Source organism: Erwinia sp. L03-1, from assembly GCF_058686115.1.
This window is the reverse complement of sequence record NZ_CM178762.1, coordinates 1,094,521-1,111,919: the sequence shown is the minus strand read 5'-3', so window position 1 is coordinate 1,111,919 and position 17,399 is coordinate 1,094,521. Positions and strand designations below refer to the sequence as shown.

The window sequence follows — 17,399 nt, the reverse complement described above, 5'->3', positions numbered from 1 at the left end:
CCGAATGCATTACGGCGTCATTCCTCCCTATATTTTGCGCAAAATCATTGATAACGGTTCCGATGCTCAGCAGCACTGTGCCAGGCAAACCCTGGTCCACGTTCAGGCCCTGATGTCCGAAGAGTGGATCAAACCTCAGGGTGCGAAAACCGCAGCGGCAGGCAAAGTTCAGCGAGAAATCTACGACGCGCAGCAGAAAGAGACGCTGCCCGGCAAGCTGGTGCGTAGCGAAGGGGCCGCGGCTACCGGCGATGTCGCCACGACCGAAGCCTATGATTATCTTGGCGTCACCTACGATTTTTTCTGGCAGGCCTACCAGCGAAACTCTCTCGATAACAACGGGCTGGTGCTGAAGGGAACCGTTCACTACGGCAAAAATTACCAAAACGCTTTCTGGAACGGACAGCAAATGGTCTTTGGCGATGGCGACGGCCAAATCTTTAATCGCTTCACCATCGCGATTGACGTCGTGGGGCATGAATTGTCTCACGGGGTGACGGAAACTGAAGCCGGACTGATCTATTTCCAGCAGGCTGGCGCGCTGAATGAGTCCCTTTCCGATGTGTTTGGCTCACTGGTGAAACAGTTCCACCTGAAACAGACTGCCGATCGCGCCGACTGGATCATCGGTGAAGGACTGCTGGCAAAAGGCATTAAAGGTAAGGGTCTGCGGTCGATGTCCGAACCAGGGACCGCCTATGACGATCCGCTGCTGGGTAAAGATCCGCAGCCTGCCAATATGAAAGATTACGTCCAGACCCGCGACGATAACGGCGGCGTCCATCTTAACTCCGGTATCCCTAACCGGGCCTTCTACCTGGCGGCGAAGGCGCTGGGCGGCCACGCCTGGGAACGCGCGGGCTGGGCCTGGTACGATACCGTGTGTGACAAAAGTCTGCCACAAAATGCCGATTTCAAAACCTTTGCGAAGCTGACCATCCAGCACGGTAAAAAACGTTTTGACCAGTCGGTAGGTCAGGCCATCGAGACCGCCTGGAAACAGGTCGGCGTACTGCCATGAGTTCCCTCCCCGAGCTGAGCGACGACGCCGTAATTGATGTTGCGCGCGAAGGCGGTTTTGCTTTTATTCCCCGGCTGGCAGAGCCGAGGCGCATTACGCTTGCTCAGCTTGATGGCGCGCAAAAAGAACACGTGTGCAGTGTGCTTCGTCAGGCACTGGCGTTGGGCACACCGCCCGGAGAGCAGAGCACTGCCGGGCGCGGTGACCAGCGTTATTATCGTATCGAGATTAGCTATGCCACCCCCCAGCGGATTGGCAATATCGTCCTGCAAATCCCGGAAGATCTGGCGCCGCCCGCGCTGGTTCAGCTCTGGCAGCACGGCCAGTAGTCTTTCTGAGGCATAAAAAAGCCCCCGCCAGCAATGGCGGGGGCTTTTTATTACGGGTTACGGGGAATCACTCCCCCACGCGTTATTTATCCAGTGCGTAGGCAATCACGTAGTCACCCCGATCCGGGGACTGACGCGCACCGCCCGCAGAAATCAGGATGTACTGTTTTCCGGTTTTAGGCGATTTGTAGCTGATTGGGCCGCCCTGGCTACCAACCGGCAGGCGTGCTTTCCACACTTCTTTACCGGTGGCAGTATCGAATGCGCGCAGATAGTAATCCTGTGTGCCAGCGATAAACACCAGCCCACCCTGCGTCGCCAGCGTACCGCCCAGCGTTGGCATACCTACCGGCATCTTCACGTGCATTTTGATGCCGAATGGACCGGTATCCTGTACCGTTCCAACCGGTACCTGCCATACCACTTTACGCGTCTTCAGGTCGACCGCAGAAAGCGTACCGAACGGTGGCTTCTGGCAGGGAATGCCCAGCGGAGACATAAAGCGGTTTTTATTTACCGCGTAAGGCGTGCCTTTCAGCGGTACCGCACCCATACCGGTGTTGATCGCTTCACCGCCGTTGCTACCACGTGAAATCGCCGCGGTATTGGCCGGGATCATCTGCACCCACAGACCCAGACGCATATCATTAACAAAAATGAGATGGTTATTAGGGTCGGTAGAGAGGCTACCCCAGTTCATGCCGCCCAGCGAGCCGGGGAAGCTAAGCGCTTTGTCGGTGCCAGGTACGGTATACAGGCCATCATAGCGCATTGATTTAAAGCCAATACGGCAGGCCAGCTGGTCGAATGGCGTGGCACCCCACATATCAGATTCAGTCAGCGTTTCGGCACCGATCTGCGGCATCCCGACGGACTTAGGCTGGGTGGCGGTGTACTGCTCGTCAGGAATATTCCCGCGTTTAACCGGGAACTCCTTCACTTCGGTCAGCGGCTTACCGGTCAGGCGATCCAGCACGTAGATCTGACCTGCTTTAGTCCCAATAACCACAGCGGGTTTAGTGGTGCCATCTTTTTCCGGGAAGTCGATAAGGCTTGGCTGCATCGGTAAGTCGAAGTCCCACAGATCGTTATGTACGGTCTGATAAACCCATTTCTCTTTACCGGTGGTTGCATCAACGGCCAGAACCGAGGCGCCATATTTGTGGTTAAGCGCGGTACGGGTTGCGCCCCACAGGTCAACGGACGAGCTGCCCATAGGCATAAATACGGTGTTCATACCGGGATCATAGGACATCGGGCCCCATGAGTTCGGCGTACTGCGCACGTAGGTTTCGCCGGGCTTCAGCTTAGCCGTTGGGTCATCTTTACCCGGATCGAACGCCCAGCGCATCGCGCCGGTGATCACATCGAACCCGCGAATCACGCCGCCAGGCATATCGGTCTGGACGTTATCCGCTACGCGACCGCCCACCACCACGGTGGTGCCTGCAAGCGTTGGCGCAGAGGTCAGCTGATATTTAGGATCTTCAGCCTGGCCCAGACCCTCTTTCAGATTGACCACGCCGTGGTCGCCAAAGTTCTGGCAGAACTCACCGTTGTCGGCGTTGATAGCAATCAGGCGCGCATCAATGGTGTTCATCAGCAGACGACGCTGACAGGTATCACCTGCCGCCAGTGCAGGCTGAGGAACCGGCGTAGAGCCGGGAACGGTAGGCTGAGTCAGCGGTTTCGTTGCATCAAAGTAAGCCAGACCACGGCAGCGGTTCCAGACTTCCGCCTGAGCGTTAACGACGCGCTTCCAGATCTCTTTACCGGTATCGGCATTAACGGCGATAACGTTGTTATGCGGGGTACAGAGATAGAGCACATCACCAATCTGTAGCGGCGTCTGCTGATCTTCTGCGCCGTTGCCCGTAGGGCTTTCAGGGATATCACCGGTGTGATAAGTCCAGGCCACCTTCAGATCTTTTACGTTATCGCGGGTAATCTGATCCAGCGCGACGAAGCGGCTGCCGCCCGGCGTGTTACCGTAGTTATCCCAGTTTTTTTGCTCAGCGGCTTTATTAACCGGCACCAGCGGCAGCTCTTTACCGTCAGCAACGGGAGAGTGTGGCTGAAACATCTGCACGAAGGTGGCGACCATACCGATAGCCACCAGCGCGGCGATGGCCCATGCAGGCTTCGTCGCTGGCATTTTCCCTTCGCGCTTACGCAGTGCCGGCAGCGTAACCAGCGCCAGCAGCAGGAAGCCCGCCAGCGTCATCAGGCGTGACACCAGCGGCCAGAAATCTATTCCCGCATCCTGCACGGCCCAGATGGCAGAGCCAATAAAGACCAGGACAAAAAGGGTAACGGCAGAGGATTTACGGCGGAAGAATTGAATAGCAGAGAGAACGGTGACGATACCAGCAATCACGAAATACCAGCTGCCACCCAGTGAAACCAGTTTCCCACCACCAATGACAAAGTAGAGGCCGGTTGCAAGGAACAGTAAGCCCAGCACAAAGCACCACAAGCCCAGCCATTTAGATGACGGGGCGTTCGTTTGAGACATGATAAAAATACTCCTGAACTAAATAGGGCCTTAGCACAATCTTCATTCTCTGTCTGTTACCCACATCCGATGACGCGGGAGCAGAAAGAAAAGAACATTATTCTTTAGTCGCTTATTTTAATTAACAATTTGATACGGGTCTGCCCCGTTTCTCGCTAACCAATACCGCAGTTTTCGTCCCCTGGTGGAGAACTGTGTCACTCAGCTAACCAAAAAATTGTACCACGCGGTTCATAAAGCTATAAACATAAAATTAACAAATAACACACTTGCAGACCAAAAATCCGCTCTGGTAACAGCAGTAATTTCAATAAAATAATAGTTCATATAATCAATAATTCATTTTATCTAAAGAATAATCTCGGTATTTTTCTGTTAATACAACAAGAGGAATGGCAGCTCAGAGGATGGCGGGCAGAAAAGCGATTAATTAACCTTATAATAATTACAGGATTAGCTGAGGCCAGGCTAATGTTTTTCAGGGCGGCTTATTACAAACTGCCTGTTGAGCTATTTATTACCATGATATCTGTCAGGCTATTCCAGCACTGACATCTTTATGCACTCTGAAGAGTTTGGAATAGTATAAGCCCAGGAAAATTCTGTATCTGGCAGATAAAAAAAGGGGCCATCAGGCCCCTTCAGGTTTAACGTTTGTTCTTTTTCAGGTGACTCATCAGACGCTTGCGTTTGCGCTGCTGGTTTGGCGTCAGCAGGTTGCGTTTACCGGCAAACGGATTATCGCCCTCTTTGAACTGAATACGGATAGGCGTACCCATCACCTCCAGCGAACGGCGGAAATAGTTCATCAGATAGCGTTTATACGAATCCGGCAGGTCTTTGACCTGGTTACCGTGGATAACCACAATCGGTGGATTGTAGCCACCGGCGTGGGCGTATTTCAGCTTAACGCGACGGCCCTGAACCAGCGGCGGCTGATGGTCGTCAGCGGCCATGTTCATAATGCGGGTCAGCATTGACGTATTAACACGCCGGGTTGAACAGTCATAGGCTTCGGTAACGGATTCAAACAGGTTACCTACCCCACTGCCGTGTAGCGCAGAGATAAAATGCACGCGGGCGAAGTCGATAAAGCCCAGACGCAGGTCCAGCGCATCTTTCACCTCATCGCGCGCTTCCTGCGTCATGCCATCCCACTTGTTAACCACAATCACCAGTGAGCGACCGCTGTTAAGGATAAAGCCCAGCAGCGACAGATCCTGATCGGAGATACCCTCGCGGGCATCAATGATCAACATCACTACGTTGGCATCTTCGATGGCTTTAAGCGTTTTGATGACCGAAAATTTCTCAACGGTATCGGTAATTTTTCCGCGCTTACGCACACCGGCAGTGTCGATCAGAATATATTCACGACCATCACGCTCCATGGGAATATAGATACTGTCGCGCGTGGTGCCCGGCATATCGTATACCACCACCCGCTCCTCACCGAGGATACGGTTCGTCAGCGTGGATTTGCCCACGTTAGGGCGTCCGACGATGGCCAGTTTGATCGGAAGATCGAGAGGGTTGAAGTCATCTTCGGCCTCTCCCTGCGCCTCATCGCTCTCTTCGGCTTCCAGCGCCGCCCAGTAGGCTGCGTTCTCTTCTTCCTCGGTGAGTGGTGCCTGGGGCACCACTTCTTCCATCCACGGCAGGAGGACCATTTCCAGCAGGCTGGTTACGCCGCGTCCGTGAGAGGCGGCGATGGGGTGAATTTCACCCAGACCCAGCGCATAGAAGTCAACCACGGCGGAATCAGGATCCATGCCGTCGGTTTTATTGGCCACCAGAAAGGTGGGTTTCTGCCGCGAGCGCAGATGTTGGGCAATGCCCTGATCGGCAGGCATCAGACCGGCGCGGGCATCGACCATAAACAGCACCACGTCAGCTTCTTCAATCGCCAACAGGGACTGCTCGGCCATGCGCGTTTCCACGCCCTCTTCGTTGCCATCAATACCGCCGGTATCAATGCAAATATACTCCCGCCCTTCGACCTCGGCACGACCGTATTTTCGGTCACGCGTAAGGCCAGGAAAATCCGCCACCAGCGCATCTCGCGTGTGCGTGAGACGGTTAAACAGGGTGGATTTTCCCACATTGGGACGCCCGACCAGCGCGACCACAGGTACCATATTGAAGCCTCATTACAAAAATTAAGCGCCTGACATACACCTTATTCTATACGACAAACAAAGGTTGCTGCCGCAAGGGCTCAGGCTGACGGCGTCAAGAATAACACGCCCAGAGAAAAACGAAACGGCCCCTGACGAATCAGGAGCCGTTACAGAGTGACGATCTAAGAAGGTATTAGCGGGTAAACGCGTAAACTTCGCCGCCCTTCGCCTGAATTAACAGCTTGTCGCTGGCGACTACTGGCTCGGTCTGGAAGCCGGAACTGTCGACTTTCTGCTGGGCAACGAAACGTCCATCGTCAGTGTTAATCCAGTGCAGATAGCCTTCGCTGTCGCCAACCACAATATAACCGTTGTAGAGCACCGGTGAGGTCAGGTTACGGTGCAGCAGATCGCTTTGACGCCAGACCGTTACGCCCCCTTCCGTGCTCAGAGCCACCACGCGGTCGTCCTGATCAACCAGGTAGATACGGCCCGCATCAACGATCATATCGTGTACAGAACCGATTTCACGCTTCCACAGGATCTGGCCGGAGCGGAGATCCAGCGCGCTGAGATTGCCATTATAGGCCAGCGCATAGACCACGCCATTCAGGACGATTGGGGTGGTATCCACGTCGGACAGACGGTCAATTTCCGTTGCGCCAGTCGGCTGGGAAATACGCTGCTGCCAGATAATCTGGCCCTGATTCATCATCACCGCGCTGACGCGTCCGTTGTCACCGCCCACAATAGCCGCACCAAAGGCGGTCGCGGGTGCTGACTCACCGCGCAGCGACAGGGCTGGCACGTCAAGGTTGACCGTCCATTTCACCGCGCCGTTGGTCTGGTCCAGACCCTGCAACATACCGTTGCTGGTGTGGATCAGCACCAGGCCATCACTGACTACCGGACGTGAGAGCACTTCACCGGCCGCTTTTGCCTGCCAGGCAATGGAGCCATCGCTGCTGTTTAAAGCATAAACCTGCGCACGTTCGCTGCCGACGTAGACGTGTCCGCCGTCGACGGTCACGCCACCGGAGAGCAGTGCAGGATGATTTTTAGAGAAAAAGCCGGTTTTTTCTGACAGATCGACTTTCCACTGCTCTTTGCCGTCACCCGCGTTTAGCGCTTTGACGATGCCGAAGCGATCGGCCGCATAAACGGTACTGTCTGCCCAGGTCGGATGCAGGTTGGAGTAGAAATCACCTACGCCGTCACCGACCGACGTGCTCCAGACTTTTTCCGGGGTAAACTGATTTTCTACTTTTGGCAGCGGCGACATTTTGACCACGTCTTCTTCGCCGCTAAACCATGAACATCCGCTAAGTAAGGTGACTGAGATCAGTCCCGGCAGAAGTATCTTACGCAATTCCATGAAATCCCTCTTGAGCCTGTTTGAGGCAATTTAAACCGCCGGACGTTAGCCCGGCAGATTATTCATCTTCATTTGCAGCATCTCTTTCAGCGCCGGTGACGCATCAGAGGCAATGCCTTTACTCCAGGCATCGCGCGCGCCGTGGGTATCACCTTTACTCAGCAGAGCTTCTCCGCGTACGTCGGCGACAATCGCTGTCCAGCCATCACCCTTCACGCTGTCGAGGGTTTTTAACACCTCATCCGGCTTCTTCTGCTGCAGCTGAATACGCGCCAGACGCATATTCATCACCGCCTGAAGGTTGGCATCGTTGGTATCTTTCAGACCGACCTGAAGCTGTTCGGCGGCTTTATCCAGCTGATTCGTATCCACATAGCGCTTAGCCAGGTCCAGCGAGGCCAGCGCACCATAGGTATTGCTATTTTCGCTGGCAAATTTCGCCGCCGCGTCCAGCGTCGCAGGCTTGCTGGCATCCAGCGCGGTCGAAACCTGCTGATAAGACGCCGAGGCCTGACGGCTGCCGCCATCTTCATGGCTGCTCCAGTAGCGCCAGCCTGCCAGCGCACCGATGCCAATAATTACCCCGATAACCAGCGCCTTGCCGTTCTGGGCAAAGAACTGTTTTACCGCGTCGATCTGTTCATTTTCGTTGCTATATACTTCCACGCAAACCTTCTCCTTTTAATCGCGATCCTGCTTATTTCAACATTACCGCGAGCGTTGCTGCAGCATCACGCTGCGCCAGCGTTTGCTGCTCGCCGTTGCGCAAATCTTTAATAACGACCTGACCGTTAGCGACTTCGTCTTCACCCAGCACCAGCGCGACGCGCGCGCCCCACTTATCGGCACGGGCAAACTGCTTCTTGAAGTTGCCGCCGCCGAAGTTGGTCATCAGCTTAAGTGACGGGTCAGCATCACGCAGCTGCTCGGCCAGCTGCATCGCGGCAGACTGCACGCCCTGGCCCGAAGCGATAACATAGACATCGACAATGCGCGTCGGTTCAAATTCAGGATTAACCGCCTGGACTAACAGTACCAGACGCTCCAGTCCCATCGCAAAGCCTACGGCTGGCGTTGCGCGTCCGCCGAGCTGATCCACCAGGCCATCATAGCGCCCACCCGCACATACGGTACCCTGCGCGCCAAGGCTACTGGTGACCCATTCAAAAACGGTGCGATTATAGTAATCAAGTCCGCGCACCAGCCGCTGATTAACGGTATAGGCGATACCCGCCGCATCCAGCAGCTTACGCATCCCTTCAAAGTGCTCACGGGATTCGGCATCCAGATAGTCACCCAGTTCTGGCGCGTCGTTAAGCAGCGTCTGCACGTCGGGATTTTTGCTGTCCAGCACGCGGAGCGGGTTACTGTACATGCGACGCTTGCAGTCTTCGTCGAGCACCTCTTTATGCTGCTCGAGGAAGGCCACCAGCGCCTCGCGATAGTTTGCGCGAGCCTCAAGGGAACCAATGGAGTTCAGCTCCAGACGAACGTGATCGGCAATGCCTAACGCTTTCCACCAGCGCGCCGTCATCATAATCAGTTCGGCATCAATATCCGGGCCCTGCAGGCCAAAGACTTCGGCACCGATTTGATAAAACTGACGGTAGCGCCCCTTCTGTGGTCGCTCGTAGCGGAACATCGGACCGATATACCACAGACGCTGTTCCTGATTGTACAGCAGACCGTGTTCGATGCCGGCGCGCACGCAGCCCGCCGTGCCTTCCGGACGCAGCGTCAGGCTTTCACCATTGCGGTCATCGAAGGTGTACATCTCTTTTTCAACCACGTCGGTCACTTCACCGATAGCGCGTTTGAATAACGGGGTCTGCTCTACAATCGGCAGGCGGATTTCGCTGTAGCCATAGCTGGACAGCCCCTGCTTGAGGATCTGTTCAATACGCTGCCATACAACGGTATCCGCAGGCAGGTAATCATTCATGCCGCGAATAGCCTGGATATTTTTTGCCACTACTTTTCTCTCACCCTTTAGCTGGAGTCCCTGGCGAAATTTATCGCCAGGTTCAGTTCCGGCCGGTAAGTCGTAACTCACCCGCCAGCCGTCAGATTATTTTTCAACCTGCTGGACGTCAATTCGACGGGACGCATCCATCATCGCTGCTTTTGCACGGATACGTGCTTCCAGCTGATCGATCATATCGTCATTGTCCAGGCGCTCACGAAGACGTACGCCATCCTCATAAAAGCCGCTTTTTTTATTGCTGCCGGTCACCCCAAGGGTCGAGACCAGCGCCTCACCGGGGCCGTTAACCACGCAGCCGATGATTGACACGTCCATCGGCGTAATGATGTCTTCCAGCCGCTGTTCCAGCGCGTTAACCGTGCCAATCACGTCAAACTCCTGACGCGAACAGGTCGGGCAGGCAATAAAGTTGATGCCCCTGGCGCGAATACGCAGGGATTTCAGGATATCGAACCCAACCTTTACCTCTTCCACCGGGTCGGCCGCCAGGGAAATACGCAGCGTGTCACCAATTCCCTCGGAGAGAAGCAGGCCAAGACCGATCGCTGATTTCACCGATCCTGCCCGCGCGCCGCCCGCTTCCGTGATACCCAGGTGCAGAGGCTGATCGATCTGCTTAGCCAGCAGACGATAGGATTCTACGGCGAGGAACACATCTGAAGCTTTAACACTGACTTTAAACTGATCGAAATTGAGGCGATCGAGATGATCGACATGGCGCATGGCCGACTCAAGCAGCGCCTGAGGCGTAGGTTCGCCATACTTTTCCTGCAGGTCCTTTTCCAGCGACCCGGCGTTGACGCCAATGCGAATCGGAATGTTGTAGTAGCGGGCGCAGTCAACCACCTGGCGGATACGCTCTTCGTTACCAATGTTGCCCGGATTGATGCGCAGGCAGTCAACGCCGTACTCGGCAACCTTGAGAGCAATACGGTAATCAAAATGGATATCGGCAACCAGCGGGACGTTAACCTGCTGCTTGATCAAACGGAAAGCCTCTGCGGCCTCCATGGTCGGCACGGAAACGCGTACGATATCGACGCCAACACGCTCAAGCGCTTTAATTTGGCCGACCGTAGCCGCCACGTCGGTGGTACGGGTATTCGTCATGGACTGAACGGCAATAGGTGCACCGTCGCCCACTGGCACCTTGCCGACGTAAATGCGCGTAGATTTGCGACGGATGATGGGTGCTTCGTTATGCATGTTTTTTCTCCACAATCACTCGCGACCGGAAGGATGCGTTATTGCGCACCCACCGACAGGCGAGCAACCTGGTTGGTACGGATGAAACGACTCAAATCGACCGGCTGGCCCTGGTAGTGAATCTGGACTGCGCTCGGTGCGCCAATTTTCAGGCGATAGGGAGCAGTGCCATTGAGGCTGAGTTTACCACCGCTGCGCTGCATGCCGCTGAACAGTTTTTTTCCCGAGGCATCGGTCACTTCCAGCCAGCAGTCCTTAAGAAAGTTCAGTACCAGCGCATTATGGTCAGCAGCGGAAGCGTCTACGCTGGCTGCGGCAACGGGCATCTGCCCGCTGGTGCTCACCGCTGCGTTATTATCGGCCTGCTGTGCGGGTGAAGCGGCAGCGGGCTGCTGCGTCGCAGGTGCGCTGTCTGCCGGGGCCGTGGCAGCAGGCGCGGCGGCGGGAGTCGCCTGAGACGCAGGTTCAGCGGTCTGGGCGGGTTCATTCTGTACCGGTGCACCGGCTGCCGGCTGCGAGCCGTCGGCGCTGTTATCGGTCAGAGGAATAGACTGACCGTTTTCGCTGCCAGAAGTCGCATTCTGATCGGCCATTGATACCAGATCGTCCTGCGCGGCCTTATGGTTTTGCCACCACCAGGCACCCGTTAAACCGACCACCACAAATAACACCAGCCAGGTGAAGGTCATCAGCCAGCCGTCGCGTTTTTTACGCCGCTTCCCTAAAGAGAAACTTTGCATCGGTTCCACTTTCGCCGCGCGGACGGGGGCCTGTTTGGCCATCATCGGCAGCAGTTCTTCCTCAGGTACATGCACCAGACGTGCGTAAGAACGGATGTAACCCCGCAGGAAGGTCGACGCCAGATTGGCCGGCGATTTGTCCTCTTCTATCTCCCGGACGGTGGAAAGTTTCAGGCAGAGGCGCTCAGCAACGTTCTGCTGAGTGAGTCCCATCTCTTCACGGGCCCCGCGGAGGCGCTCGCCTGTTGAATTTACTGCTGTTTTGTCTTGATTGGCTTCAGTATTCATTAGCTAAAAAATGCAGGTGCTGTATCGATTGTGGAAAATTTCGCGCCAGCTGCTCCCCGGCAAGCCTGACGCCCTCCGGATGCTGCGCCAGCGCGGCGAAGCGAATCTCTAACCACAGACTTTCCGCCGAAGCAGTAAAGTTGCGTTGATAAACATCTAACAGGAGCCGGGATGAAACCAGCTCCCTCTTTCCAAATCGCCTTTCGGCTTCTGCCAGCAACGCCAGGCCTTTATCCGGATGATGCATTGTCGCACGGGTGAGCGCGACGACAGCCTTATTCTGCTCTCCCGCAATGAGATAGCAGTAACCGGCATTCTCTAACGCATCCGCACGTCCGCCGTTTGACGTTAATTCTGCGGCCCTGCGGAACTGACGTTGAGCCGCATCATACTGCCCTAAACGACAGAGAAACGCACCGTAATTATTGATTACATCACGGTTTTCTGGAGCCAGAGCAAGTGCCGAACGATAAAAGTCCGTAGCGGCTTCCTCATCCCCCACCCGCTGCTGGTAGCGAGCCAGCGCCAGCTGGGTACGATAGTCCTGCGGGGCCAGCGCCGCCGCCTGGCGGAGGTTGCGCTGTGCAGCGATCAGGTCACCCTGAGTCAGATATTCAAGCCCTAACTGTAGTCGGGTTTGCACCCGTTCGCTGCGCGGCATGGCAGGGCTGCACCCCGCCATAAGTATGGCAATCAGCCATACCAGTAATCCTTTACCCATCCCGGCCTCCCTGAGGTTAAGCGCACTATCCTACGCCAATCCCCTCAGGTCCAACAGCAGCCCCGTCGCTGAAGCCTCAGGTTTCAGAGCGCTTTCACAGAAATGGCCTCTCCCGCCATTTTTTTACGCAGCGTTCGCTTCGTGCGGTCAATCACCTCGCCAGCAAGCTGACCACAGGCGGCGTCGATATCATCTCCGCGGGTTTTACGCACGATCGTGGTAAACCCATATTCCATCAGTACCTTAGAGAAGCGATCGATCCGGCTGTTGGAGCTGCGGCCATAGGGCGCCCCCGGGAAGGGGTTCCAGGGAATAAGGTTGATTTTGCACGGCGTATTCTTGAGCAGTGCGGCCAGCTCATGCGCGTTATCGGTACTGTCATTGACCTGATCGAGCATGACATATTCAATCGTCACGCGGCCCTGATTAGCATTTGATTTCGCGATATAGCGGCTAACCGCCCCTAAGAAAGTCTCGATATTGTACTTTTTGTTGATCGGCACAATTTCGTCACGAATTGTGTCATTCGGGGCGTGTAGCGAAATTGCCAGCGCCACGTCGATCATATCACCCAGCTTGTCCAGCGCAGGAACCACGCCGGAGGTTGAGAGCGTGACGCGACGTTTTGACAAACCGAAGCCGAAATCATCCAGCATAATTTCCATGGCCGGTACAACGTTATTCAGGTTCAGCAGCGGTTCGCCCATCCCCATCATTACCACATTGGTAATAGGACGCTGGCCGGTCACTTTCGAGGCGCCGATAATTTTGGCCGCGCGCCAGACCTGGCCGATAATTTCAGATACGCGGAGGTTGCGGTTAAAGCCCTGCTGAGCCGTCGAGCAGAATTTACACTCCAGCGCGCAGCCAACCTGTGAAGAGACGCAGAGCGTGGCGCGATCCTTTTCGGGGATGTAGACGGTTTCGACCTGCTGTCCCCCCACGGTAATCGCCCACTTGATGGTGCCATCCGATGAGCGCTGCTCTTCTGCCACTTCCGGGGCACGGATCTCAGCCACCTCTTTCAGCTTGCCGCGAAAAACCTTGTTGATGTCGGTCATCTCGTCGAAATCATCACAGCAGTAGTGATACATCCACTTCATCACCTGATCGGCGCGAAAGGGTTTCTCACCCAGGCTGGCGAAGAATTCGCGCATTTGCTGGCGATTAAGATCGAGCAGGTTAATTTTTTCTTTTTTGGCGGCGGCGATGACGGGGACGTCGGACGACGGACTCACAATATGTTCAGACATAATTCCAGGCCTCGTTATTACACGTTATGGCGTAGGGGATAAAGTATATACCCATTCGGGACGGGGCCGTGACATAGCAACGCGCCTGACGCTTAACGGCGTATGCGTCAGATGGCAAACCCGACAGAACGATGGATATAAATGAAACGCCCCTGATGAGCATAGTCTCACCAGGGGCGCATTATTGTACTCGCGAGCGACTTAAGGTCAAAGGACGCAGCCAAAATAAATTGTAAACGCCCTGCCCTCAGTCTGCGCTAATGATTAGCGGGTACGCGGGCACACTTCGTTTTCGCCGAAGAAATAAGCGATTTCGCGCGCGGCAGATTCAGCAGAGTCTGAACCGTGGGTGGCGTTCTCAGTGAAGCTGTCGGCGTAATCTGCACGCAGCGTACCTGCCAGCGCGTTAGCCGGGTTGGTCGCGCCCATCAGATCGCGGTGACGCTGAACGACATTTTCGCCTTCCAGCACGGAAACCACTACCGGGCCAGAGGTCATGAATTCAACCAGGCCGTCGAAGAAAGGTTTGCCCTGGTGCTCAGCGTAGAAGCCTTCAGCCTGCTCTTTGCTCAGGTGCAGCATTTTGCTGCCAACGATCTTGAAGCCAGCGCTTTCAAAACGGTTAAAAATGGCACCAATCACGTTTTTTGCCACCGCGTTCGGCTTTACGATGGAAAAAGTACGTTCAATAGTCATATGGACCCCTGTTTGATGTCGAGTGTAGCCGGCGAAAAGGTTCCCCGGTCTGGAAAATGGCGCCGATTATAGGGGGCATCGTTCGCATTGCCTATCGGAGATTCAACATATTATTAAAAAAATGCGATCCTGATTCCCACAATTTCTCAACGGCTTTCGTCCCGGGCACGATCTCTGCGGGCCAGCGCGAAGCCTGGAGGATTACATCTTGTGATGCCCGACAGGATCGTTGACACTCACTGTTCTCATCACCTTAAGCGAGGCCGCTATGAATCGCTCATTTTTTGTTACCGCCGCCTGGCTGGCAGAACACCTCTCCGATGACGCTGTGCAGGTCATTGATGCCCGTCTGCTGCCCCCGGGCCTGGAGAAGCTGCGCGATATTCAGGCTGAGTATCTGGCGAAACATCTGCCTGACGCGCCGTTCTTCAATATTGAAGCGCTGTCGGACCCGCTCAGCCCTTATCCCCATATGATGCCCCGCGCAGAAAGCTTTGCCGTCGCCATGCGCGAACTGGGCATCAGCAGTGATAAACATCTGGTGGTTTACGATGAGGGTAATTTGTTCTCTGCCCCGCGCGCCTGGTGGATGCTGCAACAGGCTGGCGTGAGCCGAGTGTCGATTCTCGCCGGGGGGTTGCAGAAATGGGAGCAAGCCGGTTTGCCACTGCAAAGCGGCGAAGTACATCTGCCTGAGGCCGAATTCGAGGCCGCCTTTGACGATGATGCCGTGGTGCGTTTAACGGACGTGCTACTGATGAGCCATGAGCAGAGCGCACAGATTATCGATGCGCGGGCGGGAAACCGGTTTCGGGGTGAAGTGGATGAACCGCGTCCCGGTTTGCTGCGAGGACGTATTCCTGGCAGCCTGAATGTGCCGTGGAACGATCTGGTGGAAAACGGCGAACTCAAGCCCGCGACGGCGCTTAAAGCGATTTTCCAGCAGCAGGGTGTCAGCCTGACCCAACCCGTGGTGGCCAGCTGTGGTTCCGGCGTGACCGCCGTGGTGGTGATCCTCGCGCTGAACAGCCTGGGTGTGGAAAATGTCCGACTGTACGATGGTTCCTGGGGGGAATGGGGAAGCCGAAATGATTTGCCGGTTACCCTCGGCTAAGCATCGGGCCATTCACGCCGGGCTATGGCATCGTTGCCCGGCCAGATAGCCGATGGCATTTATCAGAGGCAGCTTAACTGGTGTCATCAGCGAATATTGTCAGCGAGCCGCATACCATAATTAGCATGCGACTCGCCTGTAGAAAAGTTTGGCCGCTTCCGTGCCTGCCTGGACTTTACTGCATTATTTGGCAGGTAGCGCCAGGGGAATGGACATCTCGTGGCGGAAGAGATTATTAGGATCCACTGCCTGTTTGGTTTTCACCAGACTCTCGGCTTTGTCCCCGTAATAAAGTGTTAACCACTCTGGATCAACTTTCGCATGGTCGGCGGCGGTATATTTCATATCCGTGTCGGGGTAGTTGATGTAGCACCCCTGATAGCGGCCATCATTACCGTAAGGTTTGCCGCCCTGATCGGCAAAACAGGCGGAATAAAGCTTCTGCATCCAGTTAATGCAGTATTGATCGTTCGCTTTATCGGTCCAGTACACCTGGAACTGCGCCTTTAACAACGAGCTGCGCTGATATACCGAGGTCGGGTTGGTGGTTTCATCATTGGTATTAATACAGCCGCCGTAAGAGTCGATCTGCACCAGCGCCTGATTAAGGAGAGGATCGTCTGCGCCGTTCAGCCCTTCCCACAATGCGGTAATCTCGGTTGCGCCAAAATTACCAATCTGCTGGTCAGATTTATATTTGCCACGCTGGTTATCCCCTGAGCCATTGAGCGTCTGGGTGGCATACAGCCAGTCGATTAGCCGCGCATCCTTGACCGCGTCTTTGAACTTTCTTTTGCTTTCAGCCTGAGCGTTTACCACCCCATACGTCATACCCATCTCAATAACATCCGGCACGACGCCAGCCGCCTTGTTCATGGTGTCCACGAAGTCAGCGAAGGGCTTTTCCTGCCCGCTGCCATCCACCCGGCCATCATTGCCCGTGTACTGAATAAGCAGATGAATGTCGCCGGTGGAGCGGTGCTGGAGCTTCAGTAATGAGAAGAGTCCACCGTTAGCCTTCGTGATATCCTGGCTGTTCCATTCTGAATCATGGGTGTTAAACCACTGCCAGTAGCTATTCAGGAACTGACCAAAATGCGCTTTGTCTTTAAAAGTACTCCATGGCCAGGCCAGCGACAGCAGATAAACCTGCTCAGGCGCAGCAGGCAGCTCGGCAAAGTAGTAGTTAAGAATAATTCCGAAGTTGCCCCCGCCCGCACCGCGACAGGCGATAAAAAGATCGCGATCGCTTCCGGTACTTTTCAGGCTCACATGCTTTGCCAGGAGCGATTTGCCATCAGCCGCCGGTACCAGTATATCCACGCCCGACAGCCAGTCGACCGTCAGACCATGCAGGCGGGAGAGCAGCCCATATCCGCCACCGCTGATATGACCGCCAGCGCCGACAGAGTAGCAGGAGCCGCCGGGAATACAGCGGTTTGCCAGTTTGTATAAATTAACGGTGCCATCCCAGTTTTGATTACCACTTGCCGCACGGAACTTGTATTTTGCGCTGCTATCCCAGGGTGAGCTGATATCAGCATTTTCACTGAAATCCATCCCCACCAGCAGGCTGAGATCAATTATCGCCAGGGGGGTCGTCCCATCCGCCGCCAGTTTGTTGCTGACAAAGCCTTCATAGCAGTGACCGCCACTGCGCACCGTAATCCGCTGATTACGCGCCAGCGCGGCATTAGCCGCAGAGAGGACGTCTTCACTGTTGTTGCAGACATAAATATAATCTGCCTCACTGCCCTGATCGGGCCAGCGTAAATTAAATCCCTTTTTTAACGTTTCGAATCGGGTATCGGTTTTATCAATCAGGTTATAGCTACTCATTCTATTTCTCCGTTTCAGTTTATATTACGTTATAATATTCAGGAAAGTAGCCGATTCATAAGGATGAAGGAAATTAAAGAAGAAGGTAAATAGGGCTAATCGACTTACACCACCCAAATGGAAATTATTCACGTTAGAGAAATAATAGTGACTTATGCCTCCCATAGTAGTGATGGGTTAATTCATTCACTTTGTTTT

14 protein-coding genes are annotated in these 17,399 nt (G+C 54.9%); 3 read left to right on the top strand and 11 right to left on the bottom strand.

Translation table 11 applies throughout. The features are described 5' to 3' along the window. Positions 1–4: 4 nt before the first annotated feature. Positions 5–1,021, top strand: coding sequence for a M4 family metallopeptidase (locus AC4PCC_RS05180; RefSeq protein WP_492126626.1), 1,017 nt, complete (start codon positions 5–7; stop codon positions 1,019–1,021). Beyond that, positions 1,018–1,350, top strand: a complete 333-nt coding sequence (locus AC4PCC_RS05175; protein ID WP_416248355.1) for a protealysin inhibitor emfourin — start codon at positions 1,018–1,020, stop codon at positions 1,348–1,350. Before AC4PCC_RS05180 ends, AC4PCC_RS05175 begins: the two co-directional genes overlap by 4 nt. 82 nt (positions 1,351–1,432) lie before the next feature. Here AC4PCC_RS05175 and AC4PCC_RS05170 read toward each other — a convergent pair whose 3' ends face one another. From AC4PCC_RS05170 to ndk, 10 genes are all read right to left on the bottom strand, one after another. Next, positions 1,433–3,865 carry a glucose/quinate/shikimate family membrane-bound PQQ-dependent dehydrogenase gene (locus tag AC4PCC_RS05170; RefSeq protein WP_492126625.1) on the bottom strand — a complete coding sequence of 811 codons (2,433 nt, stop codon included), beginning with the start codon at positions 3,863–3,865 and terminating at the stop codon, positions 1,433–1,435. Between the two features lie 647 nt (positions 3,866–4,512). After that, on the bottom strand, positions 4,513–6,003 hold the full coding sequence (gene der, locus AC4PCC_RS05165; RefSeq protein ID WP_492126624.1) for a ribosome biogenesis GTPase Der: 1,491 nt from the start codon (positions 6,001–6,003) through the stop codon (positions 4,513–4,515). A 175-nt stretch (positions 6,004–6,178) separates the two neighbouring features. Next, a complete protein-coding gene (bamB, locus tag AC4PCC_RS05160) occupies positions 6,179–7,360 on the bottom strand; it encodes an outer membrane protein assembly factor BamB (RefSeq protein ID WP_492126623.1) in 1,182 nt (393 codons plus the stop codon). 45 nt (positions 7,361–7,405) lie between these two features. Next, positions 7,406–8,026: a YfgM family protein gene (locus tag AC4PCC_RS05155; RefSeq protein ID WP_492126622.1), complete on the bottom strand. Its 621-nt coding sequence runs from the start codon at positions 8,024–8,026 to the stop codon at positions 7,406–7,408. Positions 8,027–8,057: 31 nt separating this feature from the next. Then, positions 8,058–9,332: a histidine--tRNA ligase gene (gene hisS, locus AC4PCC_RS05150; protein ID WP_067708005.1), complete on the bottom strand. Its 1,275-nt coding sequence runs from the start codon at positions 9,330–9,332 to the stop codon at positions 8,058–8,060. Positions 9,333–9,428: 96 nt separating this feature from the next. Beyond that, a complete protein-coding gene (gene ispG, locus AC4PCC_RS05145) occupies positions 9,429–10,550 on the bottom strand; it encodes a flavodoxin-dependent (E)-4-hydroxy-3-methylbut-2-enyl-diphosphate synthase (protein ID WP_067708000.1) in 1,122 nt (373 codons plus the stop codon). Positions 10,551–10,588: 38 nt separating this feature from the next. Beyond that, positions 10,589–11,578 carry a cytoskeleton protein RodZ gene (gene rodZ, locus AC4PCC_RS05140; RefSeq protein ID WP_492126621.1) on the bottom strand — a complete coding sequence of 330 codons (990 nt, stop codon included), beginning with the start codon at positions 11,576–11,578 and terminating at the stop codon, positions 10,589–10,591. Further along, on the bottom strand, positions 11,568–12,299 hold the full coding sequence (pilW, locus tag AC4PCC_RS05135; protein WP_492126620.1) for a type IV pilus biogenesis/stability protein PilW: 732 nt from the start codon (positions 12,297–12,299) through the stop codon (positions 11,568–11,570). Before pilW ends, rodZ begins: the two co-directional genes overlap by 11 nt. A gap of 83 nt (positions 12,300–12,382) precedes the next feature. Beyond that, positions 12,383–13,552 carry a dual-specificity RNA methyltransferase RlmN gene (gene rlmN, locus AC4PCC_RS05130; RefSeq protein WP_067707989.1) on the bottom strand — a complete coding sequence of 390 codons (1,170 nt, stop codon included), beginning with the start codon at positions 13,550–13,552 and terminating at the stop codon, positions 12,383–12,385. Positions 13,553–13,816: 264 nt separating this feature from the next. Beyond that, positions 13,817–14,248 carry a nucleoside-diphosphate kinase gene (ndk, locus tag AC4PCC_RS05125; protein ID WP_492126619.1) on the bottom strand — a complete coding sequence of 144 codons (432 nt, stop codon included), beginning with the start codon at positions 14,246–14,248 and terminating at the stop codon, positions 13,817–13,819. Positions 14,249–14,516: 268 nt separating this feature from the next. Between ndk and sseA the strand changes: the two genes are divergently transcribed. Next, entirely contained in the window at positions 14,517–15,362 is an 846-nt protein-coding gene (gene sseA / locus AC4PCC_RS05120; protein ID WP_492126618.1) for a 3-mercaptopyruvate sulfurtransferase, read from the top strand. Between the two features lie 183 nt (positions 15,363–15,545). Here sseA and AC4PCC_RS05115 read toward each other — a convergent pair whose 3' ends face one another. Further along, a complete protein-coding gene (locus AC4PCC_RS05115; RefSeq protein WP_492126617.1) occupies positions 15,546–17,201 on the bottom strand; it encodes a BBE domain-containing protein in 1,656 nt (551 codons plus the stop codon). Positions 17,202–17,399 lie beyond the last annotated feature (198 nt).